Source organism: Streptomyces sp. 11-1-2 (assembly GCF_003595545.1).
Taxonomy (GTDB): domain Bacteria; phylum Actinomycetota; class Actinomycetes; order Streptomycetales; family Streptomycetaceae; genus Streptomyces; species Streptomyces hygroscopicus_B.
Window position 1 is genome coordinate 8,667,847 of the sequence record NZ_CP022545.1, and the last position, 14,826, is coordinate 8,682,672.

General features: G+C 66.8%; 9 protein-coding genes and 2 pseudogenes. 5 read left to right on the forward strand and 6 right to left on the reverse strand.

Features of this window, described 5'->3' with window-relative positions:
• The first annotated feature begins 23 nt into the window (after window positions 1–23).
• Window positions 24–1,541: a serine/threonine-protein kinase gene (locus tag CGL27_RS37200; RefSeq protein ID WP_119992093.1), complete on the forward strand. Its 1,518-nt coding sequence runs from the start codon at window positions 24–26 to the stop codon at window positions 1,539–1,541.
• Window positions 1,542–2,266: 725 nt separating this feature from the next.
• Here CGL27_RS37200 and CGL27_RS37210 read toward each other — a convergent pair.
• Complete coding sequence (locus tag CGL27_RS37210; RefSeq protein ID WP_119992095.1) at window positions 2,267–7,558, reverse strand: hypothetical protein; 5,292 nt, start codon at window positions 7,556–7,558, stop codon at window positions 2,267–2,269.
• 504 nt (window positions 7,559–8,062) lie between these two features.
• On the opposite strand from CGL27_RS37210, the pseudogene CGL27_RS52490 reads away from it, so the two are divergent.
• Window positions 8,063–8,212 (forward strand): annotated as a pseudogene (locus CGL27_RS52490) (IS3 family transposase); the annotation flags it as partial.
• A 352-nt stretch (window positions 8,213–8,564) separates the two neighbouring features.
• On the opposite strand, the gene CGL27_RS37220 reads toward CGL27_RS52490, so the two are convergent.
• On the reverse strand, window positions 8,565–9,254 hold the full coding sequence (locus CGL27_RS37220; RefSeq protein WP_162953147.1) for a hypothetical protein: 690 nt from the start codon (window positions 9,252–9,254) through the stop codon (window positions 8,565–8,567).
• A 219-nt stretch (window positions 9,255–9,473) separates the two neighbouring features.
• Here CGL27_RS37220 and CGL27_RS37230 point away from each other — a divergent pair, with 219 nt between their 5' ends.
• Window positions 9,474–9,749, forward strand: a complete 276-nt coding sequence (locus tag CGL27_RS37230) for a hypothetical protein (protein WP_119992097.1) — start codon at window positions 9,474–9,476, stop codon at window positions 9,747–9,749.
• 82 nt (window positions 9,750–9,831) lie between these two features.
• Here CGL27_RS37230 and CGL27_RS37235 read toward each other — a convergent pair whose 3' ends face one another.
• Window positions 9,832–10,470 (reverse strand): DJ-1/PfpI family protein, encoded by a 639-nt coding sequence (locus CGL27_RS37235; RefSeq protein ID WP_119992098.1) that lies wholly within the window; start codon window positions 10,468–10,470, stop codon window positions 9,832–9,834.
• A gap of 197 nt (window positions 10,471–10,667) precedes the next feature.
• On the opposite strand from CGL27_RS37235, the gene CGL27_RS37240 reads away from it, so the two are divergent.
• A complete protein-coding gene (locus CGL27_RS37240; protein ID WP_119992099.1) occupies window positions 10,668–11,000 on the forward strand; it encodes a helix-turn-helix transcriptional regulator in 333 nt (110 codons plus the stop codon).
• A 499-nt stretch (window positions 11,001–11,499) separates the two neighbouring features.
• Window positions 11,500–11,571 (forward strand): annotated as a pseudogene (locus CGL27_RS37245) (recombinase family protein); the annotation flags it as partial.
• 869 nt (window positions 11,572–12,440) lie between these two features.
• On the opposite strand, the gene CGL27_RS37250 reads toward CGL27_RS37245, so the two are convergent.
• The 3 genes from CGL27_RS37250 to CGL27_RS37260 form a co-directional block, all read right to left on the reverse strand.
• Window positions 12,441–12,851, reverse strand: a complete 411-nt coding sequence (locus CGL27_RS37250) for a limonene-1,2-epoxide hydrolase family protein (protein ID WP_119992100.1) — start codon at window positions 12,849–12,851, stop codon at window positions 12,441–12,443.
• Window positions 12,852–12,938: 87 nt separating this feature from the next.
• Entirely contained in the window at window positions 12,939–13,778 is an 840-nt protein-coding gene (locus CGL27_RS37255) for an MBL fold metallo-hydrolase (RefSeq protein ID WP_119992101.1), read from the reverse strand.
• Window positions 13,779–13,807: 29 nt separating this feature from the next.
• A complete protein-coding gene (locus tag CGL27_RS37260) occupies window positions 13,808–14,797 on the reverse strand; it encodes a TIGR03619 family F420-dependent LLM class oxidoreductase (RefSeq protein ID WP_162953149.1) in 990 nt (329 codons plus the stop codon).
• Window positions 14,798–14,826: the final 29 nt, after the last annotated feature.

Here is a 14,826-nt window from a genome sequence, read left to right on the forward strand (position 1 = left end):
ATACCTCAGGAGGACGCCACCACATGACCGTGGGCCAGACCCGACGCATCGCCGATCGCTACGAGCTGAGCGCGCTGCCGATGCCCGGCGGCATGGGCCTGGTCTGGGAGGGATACGACATCGTCCTCGACCGGCCCGTCGCCATCAAGCAGATCCGCGTCGAGAAGGCACGCACGCACGCCGAACTCGCCGTGCTGGTAGGCAGGTTCAGGCGGGAGGCCCGCGTAACGGCGCGGATCGAGCACCCGGGCGTGCCCGCGGTGTACGACGCGGCCATCGACCAGAGCGCCGACTCGCCCGACGAGGCCGCCGAACTGTATGTGGTGATGCAGCTAATCCGGGGCATGGACCTGCGGGACATCCTCGCCGAGCAGGGCCCCCTGCCCGTCGAGTGGGCGGCCGCCGTAGCCGCGCAGGTCTGCTCCGTGCTGTCATACGCGCACGCCGTACCCGTCGTCCACCGGGATCTGAAGCCGAGCAACATCATGATCGACAGCAGCGGGGCGGTGAAGGTCCTCGACTTCGGTGTGGCCTCTGCCTTCGGAACCGACACGGCCCAGCTGACCGAGACCGGTCGCCCGGTCGGCACCCGGGACTACATGGCCCCCGAGCAGTTCCTGGGCGTCGGCGTCAGCCCGCGCAGCGACCTCTATGCCCTGGGGTGTGTCCTGCACGAGATGCTCGCCGGGCGCAGGGTGTTCACCGGGACGGGCGATGCCGCGCTGCGGCACGTCCACGACAGCCCCGAACCACTGCGTTCCCTGCGGCCCGACGTCCCCGTCGAGCTGGAACGGCTCGTCCTGGACCTCCTGGAGAAGAATCCCGACGACCGCCCCACTGATGCGCATGCCGTCCACGACTGGCTTGTCCCACACCTTCCGTCACTGGGCTCCGGTACCACACCGCGAGGCCCGTCCGGCCTGGCGGATCCCACCCTCCCCTATCGCACCCCGCTCGCTCCCAAGAGCCGCCCAGCCGTACGCGCCGTGCCTGGACCGGGGCGTCCCGCACCGCCCGCCGCACTGTCCGACGCGCTCGTCCAGGAGGGGGAGGAGGAAGCGGTGCGGCTGTTCGAGGAGGGGCGTTTCACGCAGGCCGCCCACGTACTGGAGGAGCTGCTCGACCAAGCCGACCCGCTCGACCCGCGCTTGTCGGAGACTCGGCGCATCCACGCGGGCGTCCTGCTCGCAGGAGAGGATTTTCGCCGTGCTCTCGGCGCGTTCCGGCATTTGGCAGCCGAAGCGACGGACGGCAGTGACCTCCGTGAATACCGTCAACACATCGCGCTGTGCCTGGCCACACTCGGCGAGCACGAACAGGCACTGGAGGAGTACCGCTCTTTGCTGCCAGACGCCCCGCACGCCGAGGTCGTCACGCTTCGGCAGAAGATCGCTGACCTTCTGCTGGCACTGCATCGCGCGAGCGAGGCGGCCGACTTGCTGCGAAGCCTTGTGAGCGAACTTCCTCCGGAACACCCCGCCGCGGTGCGCTCCCGCGAGCTGCTCAACCGCATCCGACTCGCGGGAGGAGCGACCGAATAAGGAGCTGGTGAGCAGCGTGGAGGCGTGTCCATTCACGGATGGTGCTGACCTGCGGCGGGACGCGGTGATCTCGGCAATCTGACGGTCTTGTAGTTTCTTGGTCGTATCGCGGCCGGGACCGTCGTACGAGGAGCCTGCCGCGCTGGTCGCTGTGCAGGTCGGCGTGATCGATGAGCTGCGAGCCGAGGTCGCTGCGCTGCGGGCGAAGAACGCGCGGTTGCAGCTGCGCGGAGGCACAACCGATTCCTCCCCTCGCCCGGACTCCGGTCGGCGGCTTCGGCAGCGCCAGCTCTAGTTCGGCGCTGAGTGGCGCGATCCGTAGGGTCCCGGTACAAGTCTCCCCGACACGCGCTTCCCCTTCTCCCAGGTCACGCTCGCGCAGACCGCCAAGCTGCTCGAGCCCTGGGGCGTGACGGTGGAAGTCGTCGGAATCCCGGACCGAGCTTGCCGCCGATGCTCGGCCGGGATTCCGTCCCGCCGCTTAAGCAGCGTGTGAGCCCGCGCATGCCACATGCAGCCGCCGCCCGGTGTCCTCAGGTTTATCTCCATACCAGAGGTTCTGAAATCCGCCATCGCGGGTCGGCACTCGCCAGCTTCAGGCATCGGGCATGCCCACGCGCGCCCCGCGATCCACTCTGCCTCAACGATCGCTCGATGTCGTAGATCAACCAGAGAAGTAGACACGGGCCTTCCCGCACCGCACTGTGACCGGCGTACTTGATCTCTTATTTCTTCGAGATCGGGCGGGATGCTCCATGGGTTGGAGAAAACTGGTATCGCAGACCCCGGCCTACCACTCGGAACCGGTCACGCCCGGCCGCCGCGAATGGGTTTGGCAGTTCGAGCACCTGTCGCCGTTCTGGATCGAGGGCAGAGGTGATCAGCAAGATCCGATAGCGGGTCCCACGGGCGTACTCTCGCGCCGCCCTTTCCTCGGAGACACCCAGTTCGAACTCCATCCGCTCCGTGTCCGACTCGCTGGTCGCCTTCACCTCGTACAGGCGTGTGGTGCTGCGGTAGGCAACCTCGAAGTCGTAGCCGTGGCCATCGGACGCTGCCGCGTCCTCGTTGAGGACTGCGGCGTAGCCCGAGACCCAGTGGACCTCGGAGTACCGGCGCTCCAGCCAGGCGCGTGCGTAGACCTCGCCTACCAGGCCGATGGCCGCTTTCTGTTCCTCACTCAGCTGGGCCTTGCGCGAGAGGACGATCCTCGGTGTCCGCGTGTCCGGTGCGCGGCGAGGTTGCGGTACGGACGCCATCGTGGTGAGGCGCACCTTCCCGGACTGCGCGAGGAAGGTCTCGTCGACAGTCCGCGCGGCCAGTTCGGCGAGGGCTGCGAAGTGGTCGCGCCCCACGACGATCTCTTCCTCGCCGATCTTGATCGTGGGCTGGACCGATCCGCGGGATCCGACGACGCCGGGCGATGGCACAGGCGGCTGTGCGATGTCGCGGGCCGTGAGCCCTAGGACGCCGGGATCGGCGCTGTGCGGCATGTCAGCCGGCCAGCCCACGCCGCGGGCCACCTCGCTCAGGAGGCGCTCGTCGCTCAGGAGGATAAGGTCGGCCAATCCGGAACCGTGCACTGCGGTCCGCGCCTCCATCAGTGGGGTGCTGTTCCAGCCGGTCGGCGTGGGGACGCGGTGACGACGGCACCAGGCGGGCACCAGTTTCGTCAGCACGGAGACCAAGCGTTCGAGCGCTGCTGTGTTGAGACTGCGTAGCTCGTCGAGGGGTTCGAGATCGCCCGCGCGCTTGAGGTCGTCGTCGGCACCGTGCGACCGCAGCCAGTAGGCGACCCGTGCCCGCATCTCCTCCTCGGGAGGGGAGGCGAAGCGGGGCAGCCAGTCCGGGTCGGGTGTGAGGTCGTCCAGATGGCGGGCCGACGCGTACGCGGCCACGTCGCCTCCTCCCTCGGCCTGTGGTGCGTACCGCTCGCGCAGGCGGTCCAGGACGGCATCGGCGTGGGTGCGGACGAACTCGCTGAACGTCCGCTCGTGGAGGTCCGGGTCGCAGACGGGCTTGTAGGGGGCTCCGAGCGCGGCGAGCGCCTCATTGAACGCTTGGTAGTCCAGCGCCAGGGCCTCGCGAAGCTCGGCGGGCGTCGTGGAGGTACGGGCGACGGCGAGCAGCTCGGCAGCGGGGACCGGGAGGGTGTACGGGAACCGGTCGAGGACGGCGATCAGCTCCTCCTCGCCGCTGACTTCGTCCAGGTCCTTGAAAACCGCGCCGGCGCGGTCGATGTCCGCCAAACACACCAGGACGGGGCGCAGTTGCCGGACCGTGTGGTGCAGGTCGTTCGTGAGGCTGCGCCGCAGTTCCGAAATCCTGGACTCGGTGGTGTCCAGTGACAGTGCCAGCGTGCGGTCGTCGATGTCGTCCGGCATCACACCGCCCAAGTGCCGCTGCAGCTTGACGAGAACGAGCTCCAAGGCGTCCTGCAAGGACGGCTGGTGGAGGAGCTGCGTGACCGCCGACGTGGACGCCTGCAGTTCGTCCCAGTCACCGTCGCCATCGCGGTCGCTGTTCCAGACGACGACCGTCGGGTGGACGGGATGGGGCAGCGGCAGGCTGCGGGTCGTCGGCGGGGGCTCCACGCGCTCACCGGCGATCATGATCTCGATCTCCTCGGCCCGGACGATCCGGACCCCGCGCAACCGGTCGAGCAGGGAGCGCATAGTGCGTTCGCTACGGCGCAGGAACGCGCCGGACTTGAGCTCCACCACCAGGGCCACGACCAGGACCAGCCACTCCCGGCCCTCGGTAAGCCGGGCATGGTCGTCCGACGGCCTGATCGGCTCCTTGTCACGGTTGTTCACCTGCACCGTCGCGTCGGACAGCCGGGCCACGTGCGTTCCGCCCGACTCCAGTTTCTTCGCGATCCTCGCGCCGTCGTCGGATCCGGCGATCAGGATGGGATGGCCCGCCAGTTCGACAAGTGTCTCCTTGAGCGGGTCAGATTCGTCGCAGACGTAGACCGGCTCCTCCTCGGAGGAGGGCGTGAGGGTGGTCAGGGTGTGCTCGCGGACCACCGCCAGATGTACCGGCTCTCCGAACGGCCAGGGCCAGCGCTCGCTTTCCGCCACGTGGGACCAAGCCCTCCCGTAGTGCTTCTTGAACGAGACGCTGAGGTGGTCGGGCACCCCACCCGCAGCCGCAATATCGCCGAGGTCCCGCACGGCCGCCCCGGCGTGCCTGGATTCGTCCCAGAACCGCAGACCGGAGCGGCGCAGACGTTCGAGTACCGCCTTGTCGGCCAGAGCCCGACGGATCGAGAGGGGGAGTGATGGAACGAACGCCGGAAGATCTCCTTCGGCGCTGAACCAGGCACGGTTCGGCGGGACGAAGGCCGGACCGTCGGTGTCTCTGCCCTCCACCGGGAGCCAGGGCATGAAGCGCAGGAAGGACGCGAGTGGGCTCGGCCAGGTATGGGGGTCGGGATTCCGGTCGTGGTACGGCCGGTGAAGGGGGACAGCGAAGGCCATGTCCCCCCAGGTGCGGAGCCCGATGAGCAACAACTCCGCGAACTCTCGGCGAGCTGCCAGGCCCAGCCCCGCGACCTCGACGGCACCTGGCAGGTGAGGCAACTGTCGGCGGAACTCGTACGGCGTCCACGGGTGGGCGAAGCCGCTCCACGTACGGTCGACGTCCTTCGCCCAGGCTCGTCCGAGCTCGTCGCCGAGCGGCAGCCTCCGGGCCACGACTCTCGGTTCCATGTCCCGGCCGTTGGCAGCCCCGAGCCTGCCGCCGACCCAGGAGAGGGGCAGGCCGTCGCCGACACCGATGGCCTTGAGGAAGTCGACGTAGGCTGCGAGGTCGCTGACCGGGACGGGCCAGTCGTCCGGGTCGCTGAGCCAGCGTTGACGCAGGGCGGCCAGGGACGGGATCTCGTCGCCACCCGCGTCCAGGAACTTCGCTAGGCGTCGCCCTCCCTCGGTGCCCCAAGCCGGGGAGAAGAGACAACGTGTCGCCTTGATCCAGTCGCCGTCACCAGTGGGCAGGCGAAAGCCTGTCTGGGGCAGCCGACGGCGCTCGACCGCAGTGAGTGAGGGGAAGAGGCGGAGGGCGAAGGCCAAGGCATCCCGGCACAGGGCGTCCGAGGGGCTCTTGGCGAGGAGATCTCTCAGTGCCTCGAAGACCCGGCCGGGCCGATACGGGCGTACCAGCCGGTGGGTTTCGAGGAAGGTACGCCCGGGACGTTCCCAAGCGATGCCGGGATGGGTGAAGGCCATACGCCGACGCAGGGCCTTCAGCGCCTTCGGCACCTCAGCGGTGCCGTTGCCGCCCTCGTCCTCGGGATGGAAGAAGACGGATTGCTCGCTCTTGCCGGCCGTCTCCGCACCACCGAGCGCGGGCCAGAGCCGACCATCCTGATTGAGGATGATCCGCCGGCCGCTAAGGTCTTCGGGGTGGTCGGCGAACGCCCGCGCAAGGTCGTCATAGAAGTTTGCCCACAGGGGAACCGGCTGGGCCTCTCCAGCGGGCTGCAACCGTTCGGCGACGCGCTCCACCCACGCCGCAGCCGTCTGCGACGAAGGGAGCATCTGCGTTGTGAGAAGGTCCTGGTGGAGCTTGAGAAGACGGGCCTCCCTGAGTGGCCCGACAGAAGGATCGAGGAGGGGCCCTCCGGCCTCGGCCAGCGCCTTGGCGGTGAGGACCGTCCAGGGGCGCGTCCCGTCAGGCCATGCGAACGAAGCCCGAAGCGTGCCCCACGCGTCGGCCTCGACCAGGGGAACGATCGGTTCGTCCGCCAGCTTCCCGTCGAGCACCCTGTCGATTCGGGCCGGGGCGTCCCAGCACACGAGGTCCAGGACGAGATGCCGGACCGCGGAACACGGCCCCTGAGCGCGCAGTGCTGACACCAACCGCAGGCATAGCTCGGCTAATTGGTCTAGGAGGAACGCGTTCAGGCCCACAGCCTCGCTGATGTGAAGCCGGGCCAGCTTGGTGAAGAACGGAGCATGGGCGTGGCCGCGGAAGGGCGCACAGGCCGCATCCGACATCGGGAGGAAGGTGTACAGCAGACCGCGTTCCAGGTCTTCGTCCAGCCGGAGCGCGAGTCCGACCCAGGCTTCGCCTTCCCACTTCAGCCACTTCGCGTCGATCTCGCGTGCCTCGACGCTCCGTTCGATCACTCGTCGCAGCTCCTCGGGGGCGAGCGTGCGGCGGGCCAGCAGATAGCGTCCCCCTTCCGCGAGGTCAACCTCCTCGACCCACCCTCCCTCCTCCCGGGCAACCAACGTGGACGGGGCCACGGAGCGGGCCAGTACGCGGCGACCGCCCCGGTCCCCGCCGTCCTGGACGTCTACGATCAGCTGACCGACCCGGTCCAGGAAGAGCAGGAGCGGTGCCTCGCCACTGATCGCTTCTGTGGCCTGCGCGATCGCGGCCTCCACCGCGTGCTTGTTGCGCAGTGGCAGGCGTACGACTGTGGAGAATCCCTCTGCGGCCAGGGACGTGAGCTCGGCATCGGTGACCTTAGCCGGGACCGGCAAGGCCAGGGGCGAGATGTCCTCGATCACCCGATCGGCCAGCTCCGGGTCGTCCACTAGCCCGCGTACGTCCTCAGGCCGCGCGAACCGGAAGCAGAAGCCGTCGAACTCCGCCGATGACGGAGACGCTTTGGAGTAGACCTCGGGCCAGTCCGTCAGCTGGAGCACACTGCGGAATCCGAGCCCCTTGTTGCCGATGCCCTCCCCGGCGCCCTTGTCCGACAAGGCGAGTTCCGTGATCGCGCGGAAGTTGCTGTTGGTGAATCCCGCGCCCTCGTTGGCAACGTACAGGACACCATTCTCGCCCGCATGCGGGCAGACCAGGACAGCGATCCTTCCAGCGCCGCACTCGGCCAGCGCGTCGTGCCCGTTCTGGATGAGCTCCAATACGGCGCGACCCTCGTACTCCTGGGCCGTGTCCTCACTGACCGACTTCAGGCTCTCAGCAAAGCGCCAGTCCTCGCCTGCCTGGTCGTAGATCTGGATACGCCGCCGGGTCAGCCCCGTGATGATGTCCTGGAAGGCCATGCCAGCCTCCCCATCTCGCATGGATGGAATCACTTATCCCCCTCTGTGACCACGCACACAACGGGTGCGTGCCAGGAACCATGGCGCTCGCCCTGGGCCTTTTGCAGTAACGCTCGCTCTTTCCGGCCAACCTTGTGGTGATTCATGGGTCGGCCAAAGGCAACTGCGCGGCGGCTCCGGGTCAGAAGTCATCCGGTTAGAAGCGGCATGGGATGACTCAAAGAGATGCTTCAAACGCCTTGGCTGTCAGTGGCGGATGCTACGGCGGTGCGTGCGTCATAGCTGTACTGATCACGAACGTTGTTAACACCAGTCGGGCTTGATCATGGCGAAGACCTCAGGCGTGGTGGAGCTGTCTAGGACCGCACCGCACGGAGGTCTTCGTGTCTCACCGTAATGCCCGGCTGGTGTTCACGGCAGGCGGCTACCGGTCGAGCGTGTCCGCTCCGACCGTCCCATCACCCCGCCACCTACCCACCTGAGCTGCGCAAGTGCGCGGTGCGTATGGTCGTCGAGGTCCGTGGTGACTACCCGACCGAGTCCACCGCGATCAACGCGGTCATGGTCAGGCTGGGCATCGGCTCGCGCGAGACGCTGCGCAAGTGGGTCCGGCAGGATCAGATCGGCTCCGGACAGCGTCCGGGGACGACAACGCACGTGTCGAACCTGCGGCTACACCAGCGCCAGCACCGTCGTATGGGGCGTAAACCGTGGGGCATCGGCCCACATAGCTCCTGGGGGTGCGTACTGATAGCCCACGAGCTTTGTGAGAGTGCTGGTCGAGTCTCATTTCGGCCGACGCTTTGTGTGTTCCGGAGTCGTAGGTGAGCCGCAGCCCGAGCCGCCGGTAGATCTCGGCCCTGTCCTCGGACCCGGCCTGGCGCACCACGGTGGCCAGGTCCTTGATTGAGCGGACGACCTGGGCGATCTCATCTCCGCCGCGCCGTAGGAGGTGGCGGCGTGTCGTCGATGTCACGGCGCGCCGCCGACGGCTTGACCCCGGGGACTACGGCAGGAGCAGCTCGCCCCGCAAGATAGGCGTGTACGTATGGTGCGTGTCGGTCCTCGGACACTCTCCGTACGTACATGAGGGCTGTGATTCCACGATCACGGCCCTCTTTTTCACGTCGAAGATCAGTGCGAGTCCGAGGCTCTCGTACAGGGGCTGCTTGCGTTCGGGGGCGGCGGCGAGGAGCCGGTCCTTGACGGAGCCGAGCTCGGTGACCATCCGCTGGATCTGCTCGGCCGTGAGGTTCGTCGTCTGGCTTCGTGTCGTGGCGAGAAGATCCTGCTGGGCTGCTGTCTTCTCGCTCTGTGCTTGGTTGATCCACGTGGCGACGAGTTGGAGATCGGCTCCTGCGTCGAGTGCGGCCCGGTACCGGGTGATACGGCGCTCGCAGTCGGCAACAGCACGGCGGGCGGTTTCGGCGGCCGCATGGGGCGCGGTGTCTGTTTCCTGGGCTTGTTGTAGTGCATGGAGAGTGGCTGTCAGCCGTCCGGGAGCGAAGGCCGTGGCGATCCATTGGTCGAGAGGGGGCAGGATGACTTCCTCGCGTACGTACACGGAGAGTGGATGGTCCACTGCGGCGCTGCGCGCATACTCGGCGGCGTAGCGGCAGCGGTAGTGGGGCTTCCCGTTGGTCAGGAGGGTTCCAGGCCTGTTTGATGCGATGGCCCAGAGTGACATCGTCGACATCGAGGCGGTGGAGGCGTTTGCCGTCTGCGGCCTTGGCCGGGTTGGGGTAGGGGCCCGCCTCGGTAAGCCGGTAGCCGTACGGGGGTCTGCCGTCGAGGTAGCGGCCTTCGATCTTGGCCTGGGAGGCCATGGCAGTGCGTACGCGGATCTTGATGCGGTTGCGTTCGCCCTTGCTCATGCCGCCGAAGACGGACATGACGAGATCGTGGGCCTCGTTGGGTGCTGTTGCCCGGGGTCACGACGCTGGCCCGGATGGTGGCCGCCGCACGGTCGGAGGAGAACGACCGGCTGCATGCCGCGCTGTACGAGGCGGTTCCGTACGATCTGCGCACCGAGGTGGTCCGGCTGCTCGAAGTACCGGAGAAGAAGCGGGTGTCGGAGCCGGAACGGCTGCGGCTGGGCCCGATGGGGGTGTCGGGCAGGGCGATGGAACTTGCTCTGGACCGCGCGCGTGAGGTGCGGGGTCTGGGCGCCGGTGCGGTGGACGCTGGATAATTGTTCTCCTGGGTTGACCGGTCCCGGGTAAGCGAGGCTGGTGCGCGGGCGACATCGCCAGGGTCGCCCGCGCACCGCGCGCTCAGTCCTTTTCCTGGAACAGCTCCTTGGCTCGGGCCGTGACCAGCGGGCCGGCCTTCACCACGCTGCCCGCGTCGAAGGGCGGCTGCGGGTCGTACTCCACCATGAGCTGCATGGCCTGTGCTGTCACCTGGTCGGTGAGCAGCTCTGCCAAGCGCAGAGCCATGTCGATCCCGGAGGAGACGCCAGCGGCAATGATGGTCCGCTGCTCCAGGTGCTCGACCACTCGGGTGGAGGTCGGAACGGCACCGAGCTCGGTCAGCTTGTCCATGAAGGCCCAGTGGGTGGTCGCTTCGAGACCGGGCAGCAGTCCTGCGGCCGCCAGGAGCAGAGATCCGGTGCAGACCGAGGTGGTGAAGCGGCTGGTGGCGTGGACCGACCGCAGCCAGTCGAGCAGGACCTTGTCCTCCAGCAAGTCGAGAACGCCGATCCCACCGGGCACGATGACCACATCCGGCGCGACGACCTCGTCGAAGGTCTTGTCGACGGTCAGGCCGAGGTATCCGTTTTCGGTCCGGACCTCTCCACGCTGATGGCCCACGAAGGTCACCGTGGTGTCAGGCAGTCGCTGCAACGTTTCGTAGGGCCCGACTGCGTCCAGGGCGGTGAGGCGAGGGAATAAAACGACGGCGATGTTCACTTGGGGATTCTTTCGTGTTCGGCCGGATCGATGTCGGCAAGCTGGCAGGTGACGTACTCGAAGTCCCGGAACTGGCGCGGGGCAACGCTTGTCCCGCGGTCGCAGGGGCTGCGAGCGCCCGAGAGGACAGAGTTGTACGATGCACTTCGTAGTACGGCGGGGACCGTACCACGAATAGGCTAGGTAGAGTTGAACTCATGCGAACGCTGCCTCATCCCGCGACAGAAGCGGTCCGGCTTGACACGGTCCTCGCCGCGCTCGCCGACCCCTTGCGCCGACGCATCGTGCGTCAGCTTTCCGAAGGGGACGAGGCGCAAGCTTGTGGTGCGTTCGACCTGCCGGTCACCAAATCGACGTCGACCCATCACTTCCGGGTGCTCCGCGAGGCGGGCGTCATCACGCAGTACTACCGCGGCAACAAGATCCTCAACCAGATGCGTGCAGACGACTTGGAAGCCCGCTTCCCGGGTCTGTTGCAAGCGATCCTGGCCGCAGAGCAGGTGACCGTAGTCCCCATTCACCGGGACTGAATCCGGCCGCCGTTCGACTTCCACGCGAGCAGCGCGTCCGCAATACGTGTCTTCCAAGAATTCGTAGGCGTTGGTCGTTTCAGCCAACTGGCCGCGCAGCTTGGGTCAACACCGGTGACCTCCCCTGCACCCCCCCCGCGCCCCTCACCCCCAGCCCTGAAATCACATCGGCCAGGTGACCCCCCGGCTCTGCAGGACCCTGACGAGCCAGGGGTTTGGTCAGGCGCCTGCTCATCAATGTGATCGTGTCCAAGCGATGTGTGCCTCGCTGTGCTGGGGAAGGCGTTCATGGTCGCGGACATTCCTGCGCGCTCCCGTGATCCAACTGATGGCACGTTCCACGAACCAGCGTTTCGGCAGCACCGTGAACCCCCTCTGTCCCTGCGCACTCTGGCGGTCTGCGAGATCAGGTCCAGGAAGGTGTGCGACCAGTTGATGAGGTCGCCCTCGGAGTAGCCGGAGCCAGCCCAGGCGAGGGTGACTTCGGGGTGCGCGACCGGTCGCGCTGCGTATCCACGAGGGCACGTTCTCCGTGATGGATCTCACCGCCCGCCACCCCCGCACCGGAGAGCCGGGCAGCGCCAACACCGTGGGCCGGGACCTCTACCACGAGGTGGCCGGGCTGCACACGGCGCGCTCCCTGCACCATGACTTGACCATTGTCTGGGAGGAAGACGGAGGCGTGGTCATCTTCCGGACCTTGGGCACCTGGACACTGCACGACGGTCGGATCATTCCGGTGAACGCCGTCGGCGTCTTCACCGTCGTCGACGGCCGCTTCGCCGAGCAGCGGATCACTGTGGACAACACCCCACTGTTCGAGGCACTGAGCTAGCGACACGTGGCTGCCCCAGAACATGTCGCTCCTTCGGCGGCCACACCAGTTCGCTGGGTAACGAATTAAACAGGATGGGCATCTCGACGTTCTTCGCCGTGTAGATCGGCACAGCGCGGTCAGGTCATTCAGACTGATCGACTTCAACGAAGAGGTGCGCGTAGTTTCAGTTCCTGTACGTACGTCATTTCCGCGCTCGCGCAATTGCATTGAGTGCTTCCAACACCCGCTCGGCGACTTCCTCGACCGATCCGACAGCGTCGATCGTCCGCAGAAGGTGTCGACGATCGGCCGTCCGACGCAGGCGCCGGCGTCGGCGACCAGGATGTCGATCTGCCCGAACTCGGCGATCGTCGCGTCGGCTACCGCCTGCATCGCGGTGAAGTCACGGACGTCGGCAACCTTGGCGAGGCAGCGCCGCTCGTGTCACACAGTCCGCTCCATGTCGCCAGGTGAGTTCATCGGGTACGGGATGCAGTCGATCTGGCCATCGAGGTCGCAAATGACGATCTCAGCGCCTTCGGCGGACATGGCGGCGTGGGCGCGGCCCTGGCCGCGGCCACCGCCAGTGATCAAGGCGACCTACCCGTCGAGAACACCCATTCTCAGACCTCCTCGTCCGTAGCGTTCTTGGCTGCATTGATGAGGTGCCTGACAGTGGCGACGTCGAAGTACTCTTCGATTCGCGTGATCTTCCGGTCGTTGACCGCGATGTACATTGCCGCGTCGAGCCCCACCTGTTCCCCGTCTGGCAACTGCCCCCGCAGGACGTGCTGTTGGAAGACACCGGCGCCGATATCGGCCCGCCGGATAACGTCGAAGCGCATGCCGTGAATGGCTCCACCGAGCAAGCCCAGTACGACGAGATTGTTTTCGAGCCCCTGATCGCCGGCGCCGTCGTTGTGCCAGATCGCAACGTCCGAGGCGTAGATGCCGCGGACGGCGTCGACGTCGCCGCGCTCCACAGCTCGGAAGAAGTTGTCGACGACGGTGATGTTCGTACTGCTTTCAGGCATGAGTGTCTCCAGGAGATGGACCCAGGGATGGGCGAAATTGTGTGTCCGCAGGCAATGGCTGGTGCGCGACCAGCGAAGACGGCGGACTCAGTCCCCCATGGCCGCGAGGATGAGATCGAGCACGGATTGGTCGGGGCAGGGTGGGACCGGTGCTTCAGCCAGCGAGGCGAGGATTTCGCAGGCTTCGTCGACGCGATTGGCGTGGATGGAAGGGCTGTGGCCGGTGAGAACGACGCTCGGGTCGAGCCTCTGGAGCGTGGTGACATTGGCGGCAAAGCGGCGCGGGTCCGCCATGCTGACCCAAGGCGCCAGGCCGTGGATCCCGAACATGGTCATCCCGTCGCGCCAGGCCTGCTGGTCGAGTTCGCTGACGTCCTGCATCAGCGCACTGCCTGGTGTTCCGGGGATGGCGGTGGCGAACGTGTCGGTGGCCCACATCATTCGGCTACGCGTATCGAAGACGGACAATGTGGATGGTGAGTCGAAGATCGGCGGCCGGAGCACGGCCAGTTGCCGGTCGCCGATGTCGACGGTGTCTCCGTCGGCCACCCACCTGCAGCGGTGCAGCGGGAAATCGTAGACACAGCTGAACCGTTCGACCAGTGCCCAGCTACACAGCAGTGTCGCGTTGGGACAGCGCGCCATAACGGTTTCCAGGTTGCCCGTGTGGTCGGCGTCCTCGTGCGAGACGAACACCCAGCGAACGTCCTCCGGCTCCACAATGGAGAAGACGTCGTCGAGCCACTGCCGGCGGTTGCGAGGCGAGCCGGTGTCGATGATGACGGGCTCCTGGCCGGTCAGCACGGCGGAGTTGATGGGAACGCAGAGGGGCTGGCCGAGCGCGAACTGTACGTCCTGGATGAGGTGGACATCCGGTCCGATGCGTTGGAACGGGTGGTGCTCGAATCTGAGTTCTTCGGAAGGCATCGTTGCCTCCTGGTCTGCGGAACGATTGCTCAAACTGTCGGCGCGACCTCGGTCATCAGGGTCTCCATCATCCCGATGAGCTCCTTGACCGAGCGGAAGACCGGCTTCATCTCGATCGCGCTGACCCCGGCGTCGCGATACTCCCGGCACCGTGCGGCGATCTCGTCCGGTGTGCCGACCAGGTTGCGGACCGGCAGGTGGTCACCGAAGGCGTTCTCCAGGGTGCCCCGGCAGGCCGCCCGCGCCCCCGCGGTGGTGTTGTCCATGCGCCAGAACAGGTCGAGTACGCACTCCGGTGGCCGGTGCCCCGATTCGGCGAGCGCGGCCAGGCCGCCGGCGACCTCATCGGGGGTGGCGTGGTTGGGCAGCCACCAGTAGCCGCCCCGGGCCGTACGCCGCAATGCGGCGGGCGAGTTACCGGCGATCAGGATCGGCGGCCCCCCGGGCTGTGCCGGCTTGGGGAATACCTCGATTTCCTTGAAGCGGACCAACTTCCCATCGTAGGAAGCGCTGTCGTCGGTCCAAATGCGCCTGAGCGCCTCGAGTTGCTCGTCGGCGAGCCGGCCACGTTTTGTCACGTCCACGCCGAGCGCGGCCATCTCCACCGTGGCATTGCGGGAGAGCGTTTCGAGGACCTGCGGGTCACGGTCGGTGCCGGACAGCCCGACGCCGATTCCCAGGTGCATCCGCCCGCCGGAGAGCTGGTCGAGCGTGGCGATCTGTTTGGCCGCAAGGATGGTCTCGCGCACCGGCAGCAGCATGACGCTGGTCAGCAGCCGGATCGTGGAGGTGATCCCGGCGACGTAGCCGAACGTGGTGAGCTGCTCGAACACGGTTCGACGGTCATTTCGGCCTTCGTCGTCCTCGGCACCGCAGCCGAGCCACACGCCATCGAAGACGATGTGGTCCTGCATCGACACGGCCCAGAACCCGAGTTCCTCGGCGGCCTGGGCGACATCGCGGATCGCGGCAGTGTCCCCGACGCGGTTGGACTGTGGTAGTGCCACTGCGAACTTCATGGTCTCGTCCTCCAAGTTGTGGATTGGCA